Below are 17,296 nucleotides of genomic sequence, written 5' to 3'. Positions count from 1 at the left end.
CAAATTGGGTCTTTTTATTTCGTATTTCGGTAGTGAAATGGTTTATATTTGCGCAACAAAATTTTATACAATGCCAATTGTTGACCTATACGAGCACAGTGATCAGCGGCATAATCTTGCCCATTTTGCCACATTGGCCAGTTTAGCGGCGGTTGATGGGGAAATCAATGAAAAGGAAAAAGCTGTTTTGGACAAGTTTGCCTTTAAACTGAACATTACCAGTGCGGAATATAAGGAGGTAATGAAGAAAGAGAACAAGTATCCCATTCAGACCCCCCATAGTGGTGAGAAGCGGCTAAAGCGACTGTTCGAATTGTTTCAGATGGTATTTGCCGATTATTTCATAGAGGAGGACCAAATGAACCTTATTGAGCGGTACGCCATAGGTCTAGGGTATTCCCCCGATGCGGCCAAGAAACTTATTGAAAAATCCTATGCTATTTTTAGGGGAAAAATCGCTTTTGAGGACTATCAGTATTTGATTGAGAAACAGCCTTAGTGGTATTTCGCCAAAAACTCCTGTAACTTCAATACCATATTTTTGCTTCCGCAGAAAAAAGGTACCCTTTGGTGCAGTTCTTTGGGAACGATATCCAATATTCTGTTCTTTCCGCCAATGGCCACCCCATTGGCCTGTTCGGCCAAAAAGGCCATGGGATTGCATTCGTACAGCAATCTAAGTTTCCCGTTTCCGGTCACACTGCTTTTAGGATACATATAAATCCCGCCCTTGATCATGTTTCGGTGAAAGTCCGAAACCAAAGAGCCTATGTACCTTGAAGTATAAGGACGATCGCCCTCTTCCATTTGGCAATACTTTATATAGTCTTTTACCCCCTGTAAAAAATGAATGTAGTTCCCCTCGTTTACGGAATAGATTTTTCCATTCTCCGGGAATTGCATGTTTGGATGCGATAAATAAAACGTTCCAATGGCAGGATTTAAAGTAAAACCGTTCACCCCGTTCCCCGTGGTGTATACCAGCATTGTGGAAGTTCCATAAATAACATAGCCCGCCGCGACCTGTTGGTTACCGGGCTGTAAAAAGTCCTCGAGTTGTACGGGCGTGCCTACAGGTGTAATTCTCCGATAAATGGAAAATATGGTTCCAACGGAAACATTGACATCAATATTGGATGAACCATCCAGGGGATCGATAAGGACCACGTATTTGTTTTGGTGGTTTTCATCATGGCTGTTAATGGAAATGAAATGATCCTCCTCTTCCGAAGCGATACCACAGACAATTTCCCTGTTTTTTAGGGTCTGAATGAATTTTTCGTTGGCCAAGACATCCAATTTCTTTTGATCTTCACCTTGAATGTTGGTGTCCCCGGCATCCCCAAGAATATCGACAAGTCCTGCTTTGTTCACTTCATGGTTGACTACTTTGGCTGCCAGGCGTATGGCATTGATCAATTTGGAAAGCTCCCCGGTTGAATATTGAAAATCGGTTTGGTTTTCAATAATGAATTCTCCAAGGGTCTTGTTCTTCGTGTGCATTGAAAGCGGTTGTTTTATTTAGCTGCAAAGTTCGTGCTTTTTGTGATACTACAACGATTTCGACAAACCTTTGTTGGTTTATATTATAACAAAGTGTTTTATTTGCAACAATATGGATTTTTTAATTCGAGAAGCAGTAAAAGCGGACATGGAATCCGTCCATCGGTTGGTAACTGAACTGGCGGTTTTTGAAAAAATGCCCAATGCCGTTAAGGTCACTGTGGAAGAGCTGACAAGGGATGGATTTGGAGAAAGGCCTTTGTTCCACTGTTTTGTGGCAGAGGCGGACTCAACCCTTATTGGTATTGCATTGGTGTACGCCAGATATTCCACATGGAATGGCCCGGTCATCCATTTGGAGGATTTAATAGTTACACAATCCATGAGGGGAAAAGGAGTGGGAAAGGCCCTTTTAAAACGGGTGGTTGCCTATGGTCTGGAGAAAAAAGTACGACGCCTTGGATGGGAAGTACTGGATTGGAACGAACCTGCCATACAGTTTTATGAGAACAGTGGTGCCATTGTGCTCAGGGATTGGGATGTGGTACAAATGGATAGGGCGGCCATGAAAAAATTTATGGAAGAATGAGAATATTCAAATTTGGGGGGGCATCCGTAAAGAACGCCGAAGGCGTACGCAATGTGGTCAAGGTATTGCAAACGGTGGGCCACGAAAATACATTAATGGTAGTCTCGGCGATGGGAAAGATGACCAATGCCATGGAGGCCGTGGTCAATGCCTATTTTAAGGATGAGGCCCTATTGGATGAAAAAATCCAGTTTATTGCGGATTACCATAAAGGTATTATCAATGATTTGTTTGAAGCCAAAAATCATGGGATACACCACAAACTCAATAAACTGATTGAGGAGTTCCGGGGGTTTTTACTTTGGAACAAATCACCAAAGTACGGCTTTGTCTATGACCAAGTGGTAGGGTATGGGGAGCTGATATCCACAGCAATCGTAAGTGCCTATCTTAGGGAAATAGGTATTGAAAACGAGTGGTTGGACGTCCGTGAATTGATCAAGACGGACAATGCCTATCGTGAAGCCAAAGTGGACTGGGAAGTGACAGGGAGTCGTATCCGATCCCGTATCGATACCAAAAAATTGAATGTTACCCAGGGTTTTTTGGGAAGTGATGAGAATAACTTCACTACTACCTTGGGAAGGGAAGGTTCGGACTATACCGCTGCCATATTGGGGTATTGCTTGGATGCCGACTCCGTCACCATTTGGAAAGATGTGCCCGGGGTTTTGAACGCCGACCCCAGGCATTTTCAGGAAACCCGGAAACTGGAACAGATCAGTTATCGGGAAGCCATAGAACTGGCATTTTATGGAGCGTCGGTAATTCACCCTAAAACCCTACAGCCCTTACAGCGGAAGGGAATACCCCTGTTCGTGAAATCATTTGTGGATCCAAGGACCTCGGGAACCAAGGTGGGCAAAGGCGTGAAGATTTCCCCGGATGTCCCCTGTTTTATAGTGAAGAAGGAACAAGTACTTTTAAAATTGTCATCATTGGATTTTTCCTTTATTGTGGAAGATAACATCAGTGCAATTTTCAGGCTCTTCCATGAACATCGGTTAAAGGTGGATTTGATTCAAAATTCGGCCATTAGCTTTTCCGTCTGTTTGGACAATAAATTTGATGGTTTAAAAACCCTTCTTCCTGTTTTGGAAGAACGATTTAAAGTGGTATGCCATGAAGGGGTCTCCCTTTACACCATAAGACATTTTGATGAAAATGCCGTTGAGTCCATCTTAAATGGGTATGATGTTTTGGTTGAACAAAGGGGAAAAGAGACGGTGCAACTTGTGGTGAAATAGGATTTCTTCGGTTGCTACTTCTGCTATTTTTCTATATTTACCGTAACTAAATCAATCACATGGGGCTGGTTTCTGCGAAAGAGGTTGCCAAGGTTGTCCATTTGGATAAGTACGGATTTGTTGGAACATTTATAGGTTGGTTGTTGATGCAGGTTACCCGTATCTCCAACATGAACAACTTTTATGACAAGCACCAGGATTTGGATGGCCATCAGTTCTGTGAGGCTATCCTGGAGCATTATGAGATTGATTTTGAATTGGTGGAGGAAGAACTGAAACGTTTGCCCAAAAACGGTCCCTTTATTACCATCTCCAACCACCCATTGGGAGGGATAGACGGGGTACTTCTCTTAAAACTGATGCTGGAACAGCGATCGGACTTCAAAATTATTGCCAACTTCCTTTTGCACAGAATAGAACCTTTGAAGCCTTACATCATGCCGGTCAATCCTTTTGAAAACCATAAAGATGCCAAAAGTAGTATTACCGGTTTCAAAAATGCATTACAGCATTTAAAGGAAGGGCATCCATTGGGGATTTTCCCTGCGGGTGAGGTATCTACCTATCGCGATGGTAAATTGTTGGTGGACAAGCCCTGGGAGGAAGCTGCGTTAAAACTGATCAAGAAGGCGGAGGTACCCGTGGTACCGATTTATTTTCATGCACGCAATAGTCGACTGTTTTACCGCCTTTCAAAAATCAATGATGTTTTTAGAACGGCAAAATTGCCCTCGGAACTGACCACCCAAAGTAGACGTCCCATTAAAGTGAGGATAGGCCAACCCATATCGGTGGCCGCCCAAAAGGAAGAGCAAACCTTGGAAGGTTTTACGGAATTGCTCCGTAAAAAAACCTATCTCCTGGCCAATGTTTTTGAGAAGGAACGATTGATAGATAAAGTGCCCACAAGTTTAAAGATTCCCAAACCGCCACGAAAGATTGCCACGGCGATACGGACCGAAGTTCTTGAAGGTGAAATTGGGAAACTTCGTGAAAAGGACATGCGGTTGTTGCAAAGTAAAAATTACGAAGTCTTCCTGGCCCAGGAAGGGGATATGCCCTTCCTTTTAAAGGAAATTGGACGACAACGCGAGGTAACGTTCCGGGAAGTAGGGGAGGGGACCAATAATCCCATTGATCTGGATGAATTTGATTCCTATTACCACCACCTGTTCCTTTGGGATGATCAAGATAAATGTATTGTTGGGGCTTACCGAATGGGGCTTGGTTCCGAGATATTCAAAAACTATGGTATTGATGGTTTTTACCTTCAGGATCTATTTGGTTTTGAACCGGAGTTGCATGGAATGATGGCCAGATCCATTGAGATGGGCAGGGCTTACATTGTAAAGGAATATCAGCAAAAGCCCATGCCCCTATTTTTGCTTTGGAAGGGCATCGTGCACACCACATTGCGCTATCCGGAACACAAGTATTTAATTGGTGGGGTAAGTATCAGCAATCAATTCTCGAACTTCTCCAAGTCATTGATGATCGAATTTATGAAGTCCCATTATTGGGATCCTTATGTGGCCCAGTACATTCATCCAAAAAAGGAATTTAAGGTAAAGCTTAAGGATGCCGATAAGGAGTTTGTGTTTGATGAAGCCAAAGCGGACCTCAACAAGTTTGATAGGCTTATTGAAGAAGTGGAACCGGGAAGTCTACGTTTGCCAGTATTGATCAAAAAATACATTAAGCAAAACGCCAAGGTGGTGGCTTTTAATGTAGATCCACTTTTTAATAATTCAGTGGACGGATTGATGTACATAAAAATTGCGGACCTGCCGGAAAGTACCGTAAAACCTGTAATGGAGGAATTTCAAGCCGAATTGGAACGCAAAATGTCCGAATCTTAATTCACCAATTCCTCTTTAACAAAAGTCTCGCAAAACTCTTTTATGTGGTTCCGGGTTTCCAAAAAAGCGCGATGCTTCTCCTCACTGGTCCCCTCCACCTTGGAAGGGTCCTTAAAGTTATGATGCAAACGCTGGGCATTTTTGGCGGGAATAAATGGACAGTTTTCCTTGGCATGGTCACAAACGGTAATGATATAATCCCATTCCATACCCTCATATTCATCCACGTGGTTGGAGGTATGATGGGAAATATCCACACCATCTTCCTTCATAATGGAAACGGCACCTGGATTTAATCCATGCGTCTCAATACCCGCACTATACACCGTTGCCAATTCACTTTGGTAGTAATTTAAGTACCCGTGTGCCATCTGACTGCGACAGGAATTTCCCGTACACAATACCAATACATTTTTCATAACTGAACGTTCTTTAATCTATTCCAACTTTTTTACTTCGTCTTTCAAAAAGCAAATTGTCCTTCCAAATCCCGTCATTGGTCTTCCCTATGGATTCCCTTTTGCCCAAAAATCGGAAACCAAGCCGTTCGTGCAATTTGATACTTGCTTTGTTTTCGGGAAAAATCCCGGATTGTAGGGTCCAATACCCTGCTTGCTCACTTTCTTCAATAAGTCGCGCCAATAGTACTTTCCCAACGCCCTTGCCCCGTGCGTTTTCACCGATATAAATACTGATTTCGGCAACCCCTCCATAGACACAACGACTACTAACGGGTGAAAGGGCTGCCCAGCCCTGGATGGAACCATCTTCTTCGGCAATTAGGCGGCACAGTTTTATATGGGCCTTGTCCCAATCCCCATACTGGGGAACATTGGTCTCAAAAGTGGCATATCCCGTGGCGATGCCTTCAGTATAGATTCGAGCTACATCGCTCCAATCGCTTTGGGTCATATCTCTAATCACCATAGGAGGCACTTAACAACATCCGCTGCCGGGTACACAGGAAACGGCAGCATCCGAAACAACCTCTTCAGGAATACCACAGGTTTCCTTGGCCTTACAATCGGTTTTTTCTACCGCAAGTTTAATAACTAATTCGTTAGCGTTCCACAACAGGTCATTAACAAAAAGTTGTGCTGTGTGAAAGTTATCGTTACTATATTCAAACTTTACTTCCGCTTCCCTTGCCATTGGTTTGATCTTGTCCACCCGATTTAGGATGGACAGTGCCTTACGCGCGGTCATGAATTCCTTTTTATCCTTTTCTACCGGACTTTCATAAAGCTGTATTACGGTTTCCTTCCAATAGTCCGTATTGGCACCACAATCAACGGCGTCCACAATCGTATTTTTAATCTCGGTAATATGGTAATTGGCCTTTACGAATTCTCCTTGCCGGTATTCAAATAATAGTGATTTGTTCTGATGGGATTTTAGTGTCTCCAATAATTCTTTTGTTTGCATGATTAACAGCAATTTTGATTAATACTAGAGAAAAATGAGTTGAAAAACTGCTGCAGTTCCAACCATTTTTCCTGATCGATACAATAACAAAGGTTCTTACCTTCAAAGGTTCCCTTTAATAACCCAATTTTTTTGATTTCATTTAGGTGTTGGGAAATAGTGGGCTGCGCAAGACCAATCTCATCCACCAAATCCGTACAGATACAACTATCCTGTTTGCTTATAAATTCCAGGATGGCTATCCTCGCGGGATGGGCCATGACTTTGGCGGCCTGTGCCAGTTCGTTATGGCGAGTGGAAAAGATATGTGTTTTTGTTGCCCCCATTTATTTAAAATGATATTGCAATATTACGATGATATATTGAAATAAAAAAGGTCAGAAGCATTTTTCTGACCTTTGGAGTCTAGAACCAAGGTTTTTTGCCCACTTGATAGGTGTTGTAAAACTCTTCATCTGACTTGGTCAAATAAATAATTCCTTCAATAAGCCCAACGAGGCCTGTTGCCCAAACTAAAAATACACCTACTCCAACGCATGTTAGTACCATCCCGACAACGGTTATGCCCAACAGGATGAAACCTTCTTTTTGATACCCTAAAATGAATTTGTGGATGCCTAGCGAACCTACAATAATTCCGAGAATACCTGCCAGGATTTTCTTGTTGTCCCCGCTGGCATTTTTAAGTCCCTCTGAGAATTCATTGGCGGTTTTCTTGGCTTCATCCGCGAAATCACTGGCTGCTTCTTTGGCATCTGCAGCAGCGTCCTTGGCGGCTTCCTTTGCTTTGTCAAAAGCTTCTTCGGCCTTATCTCCTAAATCTTTTTTTTCTTCAGACATGGTTTTTTTTATGTGGGTTGAACAATGTTAAATGTAGCAATTTTTTTGATACTCCAATGAATTGTCCATCAGTGTTTTACTCAGAGCCTGTTTGGGAATTTTTCAATTGTTTTCTTATGTCCCTTTTTGCGGCCAGGGCACCATCTGGCCCCTCTTTCAAAGGCCAAACCGTTGGCCTTTTCTTTCGGTCCTGTTAAAATTTTAGTCCATAACTATGGCTATGGACTAAAATTTTGCCTCGTTCCGCACCAAAAATGGCCTATAACAATTCCAATCACAAATTCCCAAACAGGCTCTCAAACCAATTTAGTGCTGATAATTTTTACCGGACAAGCTTTTTGGGCTTCCTTACATGGGGCGTAGCTGGCGTCATCAGTGGATTTGAAGGTATGGAACCCCTTTTTCTCCACCGAATGCAATAAAACACTCTTGCCATCATTGCGCGCCATTTGAAAAAACGCTGGCGCCAACTCCACGCAGTAGTTGCAGCCAATACACTTTTTACGCTGTAGGGTGACCACTACCATCAGGGATTCTTTACAATTTTATACAGTTTGTCCGATGGCCTTATGCGGAAGTCCAAAGGAATGGTGCAGGAATCGTTCTTGGTCGCCTTTTCCTTTTTTTCGTCATTGACCAACATTTGGGTGAGTACAAATTCCTTGGCACCCGTAGTAGGGCCGGTGATCAATACGGTGTCGCCAATGTTCAGGTCATAGGCCTCTATTTTGAACTCCCCGATTTTTGCTTTGGGAAAATAATGCTGTCCTTTGCCCAAATAGACCTTTTTTTGGGTAGCCTTGGAACCATCCACATTGCTCCATTCCCCCAATTTCTGTCCTAGGTAATAACCGCTCCAAAAGCCCCGGTTGTATACTTTTTTGAGCTCTTCCATCCAATGGGCCACCTTAACCGGGTCATAGGTTCCTTTATAGTGGGCATCGATGGCCTCTCTATAAGTTTTTATGACTTTGGCCACATATTCGGGCGCACGCCCACGCCCTTCAATTTTGAGAACCTTGGCACCGGCAGCTATCACCTGATCCAAAAAATCCAATGTACAGAGATCCTTGGGAGACATCATGTATTCGTTATCCAATGCTATCTCGAAACCGGTATCCTGATCGATAACCGTATACTTCTTCCGGCAGTTTTGCTTGCATGCCCCCCTATTGGCCGAAGAATTGTGGGAGTGCAGGCTCAGGTAACATTTTCCTGAGACCGCCATGCAGAGTGCCCCATGTCCAAAGATTTCAATTTCCACCAAATTACCTGAAGGCCCCCTAACATTTTCCTTTTCAATCCGATCGGTGATTTTTTGGATTTGCCGCAGGCTTAGCTCCCTGCTCAATACCATGGTGTCCGCAAACAGGGCGTAAAATTTCACCGTTTCTATATTGGTGATATTGATTTGTGTTGAGATGTGGACTTCCATCCCAATTTGGCGTGCATACGCAATAACGGCCTGGTCCATAGCGATTACCGCAGTGATCTGTGCGGCTTTGGCCGCATTGAGGAGGGTCTTTATGAGCGATAGGTCATGGTCATAAATAATAGTGTTCAAGGTAAGGTAGGTACGTACTTTTTTGGCCCTGCACCGTTCTGCCACCTCCTGCAGATCGTTAAGCCCAAAGTTGATATTGGACCGCGCCCGCATATTGAGTTGTTCCACACCAAAATAGACAGAATCCGCCCCATTGTCCAAAGCGGCCTGAAGTGACTCAAAATTGCCCGCCGGGGCCATAAGCTCTATTTTTCCCGTTGTTGTCATGCCCAGATTTCCAGTGGGGCAAAATTACAAAATGGGGCGCAATGCACTACGTATTTGAAGGCATTGGTCCTATTGGTCCAGGAAAGCTTTGTCCACAGGTTCCCAAAGTTCTATTTTATTACCCTCGGGGTCCAATATCCATCCAAATTTGCCATAATCGTATTCTTCCATTTCACCAACAACGGTTACGCCTTCCTCTTTTAGAACCTCCAAAAGCGCTTTTAGATTTTCCACCCGGAAGTTCATCATGAACTGTTTTTCACTGGGCTGAAAATAGCTGGTATTTTCCTTAAAGGGACTCCATTGTGTTGAACAATCGTTTCCGTCCTGGTCTTTCCACCAGAATGTCCATCCGTATTGATCCGTGGGGATTCCCAAATGGGTCTTGTACCAACTTTTAATTTCATCTGGATTCTTGGTTTTAAAAAAGAATCCTCCCAGGCCTGTTACTCTTTTTTTCATCTTTTTGTGTTTTTTTCATACAGTGTGATCCAATCTTCCACGGTCATTTTTTGACATAGTTCCGCGATCAATGGATAGGGGATGTTTTCCACTTTTTTAAATCGGATGCAACTTTTCCCCATATCCAATTTGGTCTTCACATACTTGGGATATTCCCCAACAAACCAGTCCAGCAGACTTTTATTGGCGTAGATACCGGAATGGTAAAGGGCCACAAAATTCTTCTGGGAGGCAATATTGATGAACGGCAAGGGCAATTTTGGATCGCAATGATACCCTTGCGGATAAATGGAATGTGGGACAAAATACCCTATCATTTTATATGATATGCCCTCTTCAAAACCTTTGGGCAAATTGTTTTTAACGGTGTCCCGAAGTTTGGAAATTGCCACAGTGCGTTCTTTGGGCACCTTTGCAATATATTCCTCAACGGTATTGGCATCTATGGTCATGATATCATGGTTTATTTACGTTGTAGGATTACCGCCGAAATCAATGAAATAATGAATCCAATGACCAAAACCGTTCCACTCATTACGGCGAAAAGAAAATAGCTGTTCGAAAAAAGTTCCCGTTGCGACTCCAACTCCCGTAGTTTTAATTCAACTTCGTTGGTGGGTAATGTATTCTTCATTTCCTCAATGGCATTGTTGTAATACGTTTGGGTGAAATCTGGATTGAGGTATTTCACATAAATGGTGTCGATTATCCCAAAACCTATCGCGGTAATAAGACTAATGAGGATACCGATCAACAAAGCCTTTTTAAAACTGATCCTTCCTGAATTTTCCTTATCCCTAAAGCTTTTGATTCCGAAGTACACAAATGAGAGGGATACGATCATGGATAAATAGCCAAGGGCCTCGCCCGAAGCAAAATCACTGTCCTTTAAAAGGAACCAGGTGGCAAGAAATAGCATGGTGATGGTCAACGCTCCATAAAGGCCATATCTAAGGACTGTTTTTTTCATTGGATTTGCATTTTGATTGGACTCAAATGTAGGGTTGGTTGGACCAAAACCATTCATACTAAAGTACCAAAAAGCTGGTACTTTGGTCGGAACCCATGCCCCTATTGGGGGATTAGGGAGAGTTCTTTGGCTATTTGGATGGCCTGCGTGCGCCGTTTGGCATTGAGTTTTACCAAAAGATTGGATACGTGCGTCTTGATGGTACTTTCCGAAATATGAAGCTTTTTGCCAATTTCCCTATTGGAAAGCCCTTTGGCTATTTCTATGAGCACCTCATATTCCCTATCACTTATGCCAAGGGTCTTGATTTTTTTGAAATCAACGTGATTGGGTTCCGGGGCGGACTGCGCTCTCCGCCGGTTAATATACAGTCCAATTCCAAGGAAGACAATGGCCACTATGGAGATAACGATTTCAATGGACGTATTCCCGGAAATAAAGGAATACTTTCCCAACTGAAATAGAACAAGCAAGGAAATGATAAGTGCCGAAAAGACAAAAATGGTCTTCTTCACCTTTAAATTTAGCAAAATTTCGCCTTGATCTTGTCCACAATGGTCTGGGCCAGTTTTTCTTTACTTTCCACGGTCCAGCCGGCAACATGTGGGGTTAAAAGGACATTGGGTGCTTTTCTCAGATATTTAAAAGGTTTGGGTTTGTTCATGAACCAATCCTCAAAGTCAAAGGACTTTTTTTCATATTCCAAAACATCCAATCCGGCCCCAAGAACCTTGCCCGATTTTAGGGCTTCCACCAAGTCCTTGGTCACCACACATTTTCCACGGGCCGTGTTCAAAAACCAAAAAGGGTTGTGGAAGGCATTGATGAACTCGCGATTTATCATCCCGTTACTGGATTCCGTCAAGGGAACGTGCAGGCTGATCACATCCGATTTTTGCTGCAGTTCCAATATCCCTACCTGGCGGGCGTTTTCATCACCCACACCACCAATAATGTCATAGCAGATGACTTCAACATCAAAGCCCTGTAACTTTTTGGCAAAAGCTTTTCCCATATTGCCATAACCGATGATTCCAACGGTCTTTCCGTTGAGTTCCATTCCCCGGTTTCCTTCACGGTCCCATTTTCCCTTTCGGACCTCACGGTGGGCCTTAATCATTTTGTTCATTAGGGAAAGTAACATTCCAAGGGTATGTTCTCCTACGGCATTTCTGTTTCCCTCTGGCGCATTGGCCAAAAACACATCCTTTTCCCTGGCATAACGAACATCAATATTTTCAAGTCCGGCACCGACCCTTCCAACAAATTTTAGGTTTTTCGCTTTGTCCAAAAAGTGTTGATCGATTGGGAAACGACTTCTAATGATAATACCATCGTACTCCTGGATCTTCTCCTCAATTTCCTTTTTGGAAGAGGTATAGTCTTCATGGTTTTCGAATCCCAACTCCGCCAACTTCTCCAAAAGTAGGGGATGATTGGTATCTAAGTGGAGGACCTTCATATTTTTGGGTAATGGTTTTGGGTCATTTCATGTGCTACATTGCCCGTATGTGCGGTGCTCAGTTTTTCAAAAAGCAATAGATGGACTTCTTCATTATCCTTTGTGGAAGGGCAGTGTTCCACTCCTTTGGGGACAACGATCAACTCCCCCTCTTTAACGACCTCGGTCCGGTCCCTGAATTTCATATATAGGGTTCCCTTTAATACCTGAAAAAGTTCATCCTCATTTTCATGGGAATGCCAAACAAATTCACCCTGGATTTTGGCCAGGATGACCTGCATATCATCGACCACCGCAATTTGGTGTGGATGCCATTGTTTGGTAAACAAGCCATGTTTCTCTTTTAAGTTGATGGGTTTCATAAAAAAAGGAATTAAATACCTAGGATTAATTTGGCAATCCAGAAATAAATCAAAATACCAAAAATATCATTACTGGTGGTGATAAATGGTCCTGTTGCAATGGCAGGGTCTATATTTCTCTTGTCCAGGAACAAGGGAATAAAGGTTCCGATCAATCCGGCCACTACGATAACGGCCACCAAAGACAATGAAATGGCCAGGGCGGTGTTGAACTCCCCTTTCCACAACCAGGTAAACAATAGCAACAATATGGAGAGGATGAATCCATTTAAAAGTGCCAGGAGCATTTCTTTCCAAAGGCGATTGCCAATACTCCCCTTTAGGTCATCATTGGCCAGCCCCTGAACTATAATGGCACTTGATTGCACCCCAACATTACCGGCCATTGCGGCAATAAGGGGCGTGAAAAAAAGGATTTCGGGTGCATTTTTGACAATGGTCTCAAAACTTCCCATGATGACAGCCGCCCCCAATCCCCCAAAAAGACCTAAAATCAACCAGGGTAGGCGTGCACGGGTCAGTTCCCAAATACTATCGTCCGCCTCTACATCCTGGGAGATACCGGCCGCCAGTTGGTAATCCCTTTCTGCTTCGTCCCGAATGACATCCACAATATCGTCAATGGTGATACGGCCTACCAACCGCCCAATTTCATCCACAACGGGAATGGCCTCCAGGTCGTATTTGGACATAATTTTGGCAACTTCCTCTGGCTTTTCATTGACATTTACGGAATCTACCTTAGGAATATAAACCTCTTTGATATGGGTTGTGGTGGAAGTGGTCAATAAATCTTTTAAGGATAGGCGCCCTTTTAGTTTTTCCTCATCGTCCACAACATAAATGGAGTGTACCCTTGTTACATTTTCTGCCTGGGCACGCATCTCCTTCACACATTTAAGGACGTTCCAATTTTCATTGACCTTAACGAGCTCTTTTGCCATTAGACCACCTGCCGTATCCTCATCATAGCGTAAAAGATCTACGATATACTTGGCATGTTCCCTGTCCTCAATCTCGGAAATAACCTCCTGGACAATTTCCTTTGGAAGTTCCCCAACAATATCCGCGGCGTCATCGGTATCCAATTCCTCGATCTCACCGGCAATTTCCTTGGGGGAGAGATTGCTCAAAATGGCTTCACGCACATCTTCATCAAGCTCGGTAAGTGCGTCCGAGGTTTTTTCACTGTCCAACAGTTTGATCAAATAGGTCGCCTGTTCCTCTTCCAGTTCATTGGCAATTTCTGCCACGTCCGCATAGTGGAATTCCTTCATCAAAAGACGTAGGTCGCCATCTTTTTGGCCTTCAATGAGCATTTCTATCTGCTCGATCAGTTCGTCTGTGAGTTTAAACGGCGTCATTTGTGATCATTCTAGTAAGTGTGACAAAATCGATGACACTCAGTTGTTCCGGTCGCTTGTCAAATATAGTGTCTTCCTTAAGATTTAGGGAAAGCTTAAAGGATTTCAAACTATTTCTAATGGTTTTACGTCTTTGGTTGAAAGCCGCTTTTACCACTTTAAAGAAAAGTGTTTCGTCACATTGGAGTTGATAGTCGGTTTTCCTGATTAATCGCAGCACCCCGGACTGTACCTTTGGTGGGGGGTCAAAAACCTGGGGATGAACGGTAAACAGGTATTCGGCATCATAAAAGGCCTGTGCCAAAACGGACAGGATACCATAGGTTTTGTTCCCCGGGGGTTCACAAATGCGTTGGGCCACTTCTTTTTGGAACATTCCCGAAAATTCTGGGATTTGATTGCGCATTTCCAATACTTTGAATACAATTTGAGTGGAAATATTGTAAGGGAAGTTGCCCGTTATCGCAAATTGGTCTTTTCCATAGAGTTGATTTAAATCGAATTTCAGAAAATCACCTTCAATGACCTGAAATCTGTTGTGTTGCCCTAAAACCTTGGGATGCTCCAAAGGAAAGCTATGTTTGAGATAGACGATGGACTCGCCATCCAAATCCATAGCCGTTAAATCAATACCCCGAAGTAATAAATATTTGGTAAGGACCCCCGTTCCCGGACCAATTTCCAAAACATGGCCATAACCTTCCAATGACAGGGTTTCAGCAATACGTTGCGCAATGGTTTCATCCTTGAGAAAATGTTGACCGAGGTGTTTTTTTGCTTTTACGGATGGGGAACTCCCTTGTTTTTCAGATGGCCCTTGCTTTTGAGAAGCATATTTTTTGTTCCCTTTTTTAGCCATAGGAGTATTTTCATGACAAGGTAAGGTGATCAGTCGAAATTTTCCACATATGTCCATGCTTTTATACCAGACTTTACCATGACCTGAATGCGTTTGTAAACCGAAGTTTCGTATTGATCAATTTCGTGCAGCTCAAAATTGGAAACTTTGAACAGCATTCCCTCCACGATGTCTGATTGCATTGATGAGGGTTCAATTAACGGATATTTCCCATGGACCTTCTTTTTGGACATCCGATACCCCACCAAAACAGCAATTTTCCCGTAAAGTGTCCTGTTCAGAATTACTTGTTGTACTTCCTTATTTTGAAGGGTGCCGTAGGCAAAAAGATATTGTGTATATCTCAAAGGGTTTGTTCGTTAATTATTTCCAATTCGGTTCTAAAGGCCATAAATTTGTTTGGGAACAATCGATTTCCTTCACTCCGCATCCTTTCCGCGTCTTCCTGATAATAGCGCTCCAGGGTTTCCCTATCCGGGGTTTTGTATTGAATGGAATAGGTAGTGCCACCCATTTCTTCTTCAACCATTACCCTGCACATTTTCGCTTCCAGGAATTTTTGGGTCGCCAGCATATCGGGAATATGTTTGTCCTTCATCCAAATGAGCCACTCCTCATGGACGGAATCGTCAATGTTTATGGTAACATTATAAATAAGCATTTTTGTAACGCTACTTCGGTTTTGATGGAAAACAGTTAAGTTAAGTTAAAGTGTCCAATGAATTTAGTGGGGGAGATAAAATTCGCCGGACGCCATGACAAAAATCAATGAGTTCAATTTATACTGTCCCCACGAAGCCTTCTGAAATTTTTCCGTGCTTGGGGAAAGTAATAACTATCTTGGTAATTGTATATTATTTTTTCGTAGTGGTATTTTGCCTTTCCAATATCGGAAATATGATTTTCATACAGTTGGGCCAAAGCAAAATGGGCATCATCGGCCAAAATATCCTGACCATAAAACTCCACTATTTTTTGGTAGTTGAACCTGGCCCCGGAAAAATTCTTTTGGGCCTCAAAAAGTTTACCTTGTCGCAGTAAGGCTTCATCCTCAATTTTTTCCCCTTTGTGGTTTTCAAGAATATCATCCAATATGGAAATGGCCTCCTCATCGTTGTTCTGATAGGCCAATAGATCGGCCCGGGCATATTTCCTTAGGGCCGTTTGGGTGGAATCTTCCAAGCTATTGTCGGATATCAACAAACTCAACTGCATGGCATCATTGGCAATAAGCTGCGAAGTGGAACCGCGCAACACTTTTAGTTGGGTAAGTGCCCAATCAAAATCCCCTTTATAAAAGCTGGTTTGGGCTACCTTAAAACGGGCATCCTGCCCCAGGACATCATTTTTGAGACTTTTTTGGACCTGGGTAAAATAAATCAAAGCCTCGTTAAAACGTTGGTCGTATACCAAAATATCACCAAGGGCCAATTTAATGTAGGCCTTCCCAAACCGACCCAGGGATTCTTCCAAACTTCGCTTTAACATGCCAATGGCAGGTTCTGGATTTTCTTTTTTGAAGGTCAGGAAATTGGCATAGGCAATTTGCAACTGAAGGGTCTTGTTATCATAACCATAGTCCTCCAGTAAGGATTCGAACTTTTTGCCCACGGCATCCAGTTTTTTGCCCTTGGCATCCATCAATTCAATATCTATAAGGCTTAGCTGTGCATTTAACCTGATGTTGGGTTGGGTGGCATTTTCAACAATGAATTCAAAGATCGTGGTGGCCGTCTCCCTGTCACCATTCTCGAGCGTAATTTCCCCCAAATTGACCATGCGGTCCAACGAAGATTCCCCCGTTCGTTTATAAATCGCCTTTTCTTGGGCGAAGGCACTTTTGTATTGCGCCTGTTGGATGAAGAGCCAACTCAACAATTCGTTCCATAGGACATCCGGATTCTTTTGGGCGTTGAGCAGTAAGGTCTTTCTGAGCGTTATGTTATTTTGGTTGGTCGGGTCTTCCGTTATAAAATCATCCAGGTTTCGCAATACATTGGCCCTTGAGGTTTTCCCTTCATAAATAAGTCTAAGGTACGATTGGTACATTTTTTCAATATCCCCCTTTTCCCCATAGATCCGTGCCAGTTGAAAATCGTAATTGAGCTCCGACTTTAGCGCCATTGCTTTTATGTATGCCGTTATGGCCTCATCCAACAGGGCATACTTCTGAAAGCGATACCCTACGGCATAGCCAAAGTTTGGGTTTTCCTCAATCTTTTGAATGGCACGTTGGTAGTATTCCGAAGCTTTTTCCGGTTGGTTCTGAAGGGTATAATTATAGCCTAATTCAATAAAAAATGTGGGGAAGGCATAGGTCTGTTCAATTTTGTTCAAAAGAAAGGTTTCTGCATCCCCGTAGCGTTCCAATTGTTGGTAGCAAGCGACCAATCCTTCTGAATAATCCGTTCTTCTTGGGTTTTGTTCCACCAACTTTTCGTAGAAAACAACGGCTTTTTCAAACTCCCCGTCATTAAAATACTGCTTGGCCAAGAAATCCTCCTGAGCCTTTGCCCCGGACAAAAAGAGCAAACATAAAATAAGGTAAATGCTACGCATGGTCTAAATATAACGAAGCAATCA

23 protein-coding genes are annotated in these 17,296 nt (G+C 43.1%); 4 read left to right on the top strand and 19 right to left on the bottom strand.

The window, feature by feature from the left end; all coding sequences use genetic code 11:
* The first annotated feature begins 70 nt into the window (after nucleotides 1–70).
* A complete protein-coding gene (locus tag L0P88_RS07645; RefSeq protein ID WP_247134011.1) occupies nucleotides 71–499 on the top strand; it encodes a TerB family tellurite resistance protein in 429 nt (142 codons plus the stop codon).
* On the opposite strand, the gene fbp is transcribed toward L0P88_RS07645, so the two are convergent.
* Nucleotides 496–1,503, bottom strand: a complete 1,008-nt coding sequence (gene fbp / locus L0P88_RS07640; RefSeq protein ID WP_158778242.1) for a class 1 fructose-bisphosphatase — start codon at nucleotides 1,501–1,503, stop codon at nucleotides 496–498. The genes L0P88_RS07645 and fbp overlap by 4 nt on opposite strands.
* Before the next feature lie 112 nt (nucleotides 1,504–1,615).
* Here fbp and L0P88_RS07635 point away from each other — a divergent pair, with 112 nt between their 5' ends.
* Genes L0P88_RS07635 through L0P88_RS07625 form a run of 3 tightly spaced genes read left to right on the top strand, consistent with a single transcriptional unit; the run spans nucleotide 1,616 to nucleotide 5,198 of the window.
* Nucleotides 1,616–2,092, top strand: coding sequence for a GNAT family N-acetyltransferase (locus tag L0P88_RS07635; protein ID WP_247134010.1), 477 nt, complete (start codon nucleotides 1,616–1,618; stop codon nucleotides 2,090–2,092).
* Nucleotides 2,089–3,339 carry an aspartate kinase gene (locus tag L0P88_RS07630; RefSeq protein WP_247134009.1) on the top strand — a complete coding sequence of 417 codons (1,251 nt, stop codon included), beginning with the start codon at nucleotides 2,089–2,091 and terminating at the stop codon, nucleotides 3,337–3,339. The genes L0P88_RS07635 and L0P88_RS07630 overlap by 4 nt, the downstream gene beginning before the upstream one ends.
* Before the next feature lie 59 nt (nucleotides 3,340–3,398).
* Complete coding sequence (locus L0P88_RS07625; protein WP_247134008.1) at nucleotides 3,399–5,198, top strand: GNAT family N-acyltransferase; 1,800 nt, start codon at nucleotides 3,399–3,401, stop codon at nucleotides 5,196–5,198.
* On the opposite strand, the gene L0P88_RS07620 is transcribed toward L0P88_RS07625, so the two are convergent.
* From L0P88_RS07620 to L0P88_RS07535, 18 genes are all read right to left on the bottom strand, one after another.
* A complete protein-coding gene (locus L0P88_RS07620) occupies nucleotides 5,195–5,617 on the bottom strand; it encodes an arsenate reductase ArsC (RefSeq protein ID WP_247134007.1) in 423 nt (140 codons plus the stop codon). The genes L0P88_RS07625 and L0P88_RS07620 overlap by 4 nt on opposite strands.
* A 13-nt stretch (nucleotides 5,618–5,630) precedes the next feature.
* Nucleotides 5,631–6,125, bottom strand: coding sequence for a GNAT family N-acetyltransferase (locus L0P88_RS07615; protein WP_247134006.1), 495 nt, complete (start codon nucleotides 6,123–6,125; stop codon nucleotides 5,631–5,633).
* A 9-nt stretch (nucleotides 6,126–6,134) separates the two neighbouring features.
* Nucleotides 6,135–6,623: a DUF6428 family protein gene (locus tag L0P88_RS07610; protein ID WP_247134005.1), complete on the bottom strand. Its 489-nt coding sequence runs from the start codon at nucleotides 6,621–6,623 to the stop codon at nucleotides 6,135–6,137.
* 2 nt (nucleotides 6,624–6,625) lie between these two features.
* Complete coding sequence (locus tag L0P88_RS07605; protein WP_247134004.1) at nucleotides 6,626–6,949, bottom strand: ArsR/SmtB family transcription factor; 324 nt, start codon at nucleotides 6,947–6,949, stop codon at nucleotides 6,626–6,628.
* 79 nt (nucleotides 6,950–7,028) lie between these two features.
* Nucleotides 7,029–7,463, bottom strand: a complete 435-nt coding sequence (locus L0P88_RS07600; protein ID WP_158778250.1) for a TM2 domain-containing protein — start codon at nucleotides 7,461–7,463, stop codon at nucleotides 7,029–7,031.
* Nucleotides 7,464–7,759: 296 nt separating this feature from the next.
* Nucleotides 7,760–7,990 (bottom strand): ferredoxin, encoded by a 231-nt coding sequence (locus L0P88_RS07595; RefSeq protein ID WP_247134003.1) that lies wholly within the window; start codon nucleotides 7,988–7,990, stop codon nucleotides 7,760–7,762.
* Nucleotides 7,990–9,234 carry a peptidase U32 family protein gene (locus L0P88_RS07590; protein ID WP_247134002.1) on the bottom strand — a complete coding sequence of 415 codons (1,245 nt, stop codon included), beginning with the start codon at nucleotides 9,232–9,234 and terminating at the stop codon, nucleotides 7,990–7,992. Before L0P88_RS07590 ends, L0P88_RS07595 begins: the two co-directional genes overlap by 1 nt.
* Before the next feature lie 69 nt (nucleotides 9,235–9,303).
* Nucleotides 9,304–9,696: a VOC family protein gene (locus L0P88_RS07585; protein ID WP_247134001.1), complete on the bottom strand. Its 393-nt coding sequence runs from the start codon at nucleotides 9,694–9,696 to the stop codon at nucleotides 9,304–9,306.
* Nucleotides 9,693–10,148, bottom strand: a complete 456-nt coding sequence (locus L0P88_RS07580) for a DUF1801 domain-containing protein (RefSeq protein WP_247134000.1) — start codon at nucleotides 10,146–10,148, stop codon at nucleotides 9,693–9,695. Before L0P88_RS07580 ends, L0P88_RS07585 begins: the two co-directional genes overlap by 4 nt.
* Nucleotides 10,149–10,159: 11 nt before the next feature.
* A complete protein-coding gene (locus L0P88_RS07575; protein ID WP_247133999.1) occupies nucleotides 10,160–10,666 on the bottom strand; it encodes a DUF4199 domain-containing protein in 507 nt (168 codons plus the stop codon).
* 101 nt (nucleotides 10,667–10,767) lie between these two features.
* Nucleotides 10,768–11,181, bottom strand: a complete 414-nt coding sequence (locus L0P88_RS23940) for a response regulator transcription factor (RefSeq protein WP_281499722.1) — start codon at nucleotides 11,179–11,181, stop codon at nucleotides 10,768–10,770.
* Between the two features lie 8 nt (nucleotides 11,182–11,189).
* A complete protein-coding gene (locus L0P88_RS07565) occupies nucleotides 11,190–12,128 on the bottom strand; it encodes a 2-hydroxyacid dehydrogenase (RefSeq protein WP_247133998.1) in 939 nt (312 codons plus the stop codon).
* Nucleotides 12,125–12,490, bottom strand: coding sequence for a cupin domain-containing protein (locus L0P88_RS07560; RefSeq protein WP_247133997.1), 366 nt, complete (start codon nucleotides 12,488–12,490; stop codon nucleotides 12,125–12,127). Before L0P88_RS07560 ends, L0P88_RS07565 begins: the two co-directional genes overlap by 4 nt.
* A gap of 11 nt (nucleotides 12,491–12,501) precedes the next feature.
* Nucleotides 12,502–13,854, bottom strand: coding sequence for a magnesium transporter (gene mgtE, locus L0P88_RS07555; protein WP_158778259.1), 1,353 nt, complete (start codon nucleotides 13,852–13,854; stop codon nucleotides 12,502–12,504).
* Nucleotides 13,841–14,713, bottom strand: a complete 873-nt coding sequence (rsmA, locus tag L0P88_RS07550; protein WP_247133996.1) for a 16S rRNA (adenine(1518)-N(6)/adenine(1519)-N(6))-dimethyltransferase RsmA — start codon at nucleotides 14,711–14,713, stop codon at nucleotides 13,841–13,843. The genes mgtE and rsmA overlap by 14 nt, the downstream gene beginning before the upstream one ends.
* 29 nt (nucleotides 14,714–14,742) lie before the next feature.
* Nucleotides 14,743–15,060 carry a gamma-glutamylcyclotransferase family protein gene (locus L0P88_RS07545; protein WP_247133995.1) on the bottom strand — a complete coding sequence of 106 codons (318 nt, stop codon included), beginning with the start codon at nucleotides 15,058–15,060 and terminating at the stop codon, nucleotides 14,743–14,745.
* A complete protein-coding gene (locus L0P88_RS07540; protein ID WP_247133994.1) occupies nucleotides 15,057–15,374 on the bottom strand; it encodes a DUF4286 family protein in 318 nt (105 codons plus the stop codon). The genes L0P88_RS07545 and L0P88_RS07540 overlap by 4 nt, the downstream gene beginning before the upstream one ends.
* 113 nt (nucleotides 15,375–15,487) lie before the next feature.
* Nucleotides 15,488–17,272 (bottom strand): tetratricopeptide repeat protein, encoded by a 1,785-nt coding sequence (locus L0P88_RS07535; RefSeq protein ID WP_247133993.1) that lies wholly within the window; start codon nucleotides 17,270–17,272, stop codon nucleotides 15,488–15,490.
* Between the last annotated feature and the right edge of the window lie 24 nt (nucleotides 17,273–17,296).

Source organism: Muricauda sp. SCSIO 64092 (assembly GCF_023016285.1).
In the GTDB taxonomy this organism is placed as follows: domain Bacteria; phylum Bacteroidota; class Bacteroidia; order Flavobacteriales; family Flavobacteriaceae; genus Croceivirga.
Note: the sequence above shows the minus strand (reverse complement) of the source record. Positions and strands in the feature narration are given on the sequence as shown.

What these genes read in the sequence shown, in the direction of transcription:
- L0P88_RS07645 (WP_247134011.1), top strand. Translation starts at nt 71, where the DNA reads ATGCCAATTGTTGACCTATACGAGCACAGTGATCAGCGGCATAATCTT.
- fbp (WP_158778242.1), bottom strand. Translation starts at nt 1,503, where the DNA reads ATGCACACGAAGAACAAGACCCTTGGAGAATTCATTATTGAAAACCAA.
- L0P88_RS07635 (WP_247134010.1), top strand. Translation starts at nt 1,616, where the DNA reads ATGGATTTTTTAATTCGAGAAGCAGTAAAAGCGGACATGGAATCCGTC.
- L0P88_RS07630 (WP_247134009.1), top strand. Translation starts at nt 2,089, where the DNA reads ATGAGAATATTCAAATTTGGGGGGGCATCCGTAAAGAACGCCGAAGGC.
- L0P88_RS07625 (WP_247134008.1), top strand. Translation starts at nt 3,399, where the DNA reads ATGGGGCTGGTTTCTGCGAAAGAGGTTGCCAAGGTTGTCCATTTGGAT.
- L0P88_RS07620 (WP_247134007.1), bottom strand. Translation starts at nt 5,617, where the DNA reads ATGAAAAATGTATTGGTATTGTGTACGGGAAATTCCTGTCGCAGTCAG.
- L0P88_RS07615 (WP_247134006.1), bottom strand. Translation starts at nt 6,125, where the DNA reads ATGGTGATTAGAGATATGACCCAAAGCGATTGGAGCGATGTAGCTCGA.
- L0P88_RS07610 (WP_247134005.1), bottom strand. Translation starts at nt 6,623, where the DNA reads ATGCAAACAAAAGAATTATTGGAGACACTAAAATCCCATCAGAACAAA.
- L0P88_RS07605 (WP_247134004.1), bottom strand. Translation starts at nt 6,949, where the DNA reads ATGGGGGCAACAAAAACACATATCTTTTCCACTCGCCATAACGAACTG.
- L0P88_RS07600 (WP_158778250.1), bottom strand. Translation starts at nt 7,463, where the DNA reads ATGTCTGAAGAAAAAAAAGATTTAGGAGATAAGGCCGAAGAAGCTTTT.
- L0P88_RS07595 (WP_247134003.1), bottom strand. Translation starts at nt 7,990, where the DNA reads ATGGTAGTGGTCACCCTACAGCGTAAAAAGTGTATTGGCTGCAACTAC.
- L0P88_RS07590 (WP_247134002.1), bottom strand. Translation starts at nt 9,234, where the DNA reads ATGACAACAACGGGAAAAATAGAGCTTATGGCCCCGGCGGGCAATTTT.
- L0P88_RS07585 (WP_247134001.1), bottom strand. Translation starts at nt 9,696, where the DNA reads ATGAAAAAAAGAGTAACAGGCCTGGGAGGATTCTTTTTTAAAACCAAG.
- L0P88_RS07580 (WP_247134000.1), bottom strand. Translation starts at nt 10,148, where the DNA reads ATGACCATAGATGCCAATACCGTTGAGGAATATATTGCAAAGGTGCCC.
- L0P88_RS07575 (WP_247133999.1), bottom strand. Translation starts at nt 10,666, where the DNA reads ATGAAAAAAACAGTCCTTAGATATGGCCTTTATGGAGCGTTGACCATC.
- L0P88_RS07565 (WP_247133998.1), bottom strand. Translation starts at nt 12,128, where the DNA reads ATGAAGGTCCTCCACTTAGATACCAATCATCCCCTACTTTTGGAGAAG.
- L0P88_RS07560 (WP_247133997.1), bottom strand. Translation starts at nt 12,490, where the DNA reads ATGAAACCCATCAACTTAAAAGAGAAACATGGCTTGTTTACCAAACAA.
- mgtE (WP_158778259.1), bottom strand. Translation starts at nt 13,854, where the DNA reads ATGACGCCGTTTAAACTCACAGACGAACTGATCGAGCAGATAGAAATG.
- rsmA (WP_247133996.1), bottom strand. Translation starts at nt 14,713, where the DNA reads ATGGCTAAAAAAGGGAACAAAAAATATGCTTCTCAAAAGCAAGGGCCA.
- L0P88_RS07540 (WP_247133994.1), bottom strand. Translation starts at nt 15,374, where the DNA reads ATGCTTATTTATAATGTTACCATAAACATTGACGATTCCGTCCATGAG.
- L0P88_RS07535 (WP_247133993.1), bottom strand. Translation starts at nt 17,272, where the DNA reads ATGCGTAGCATTTACCTTATTTTATGTTTGCTCTTTTTGTCCGGGGCA.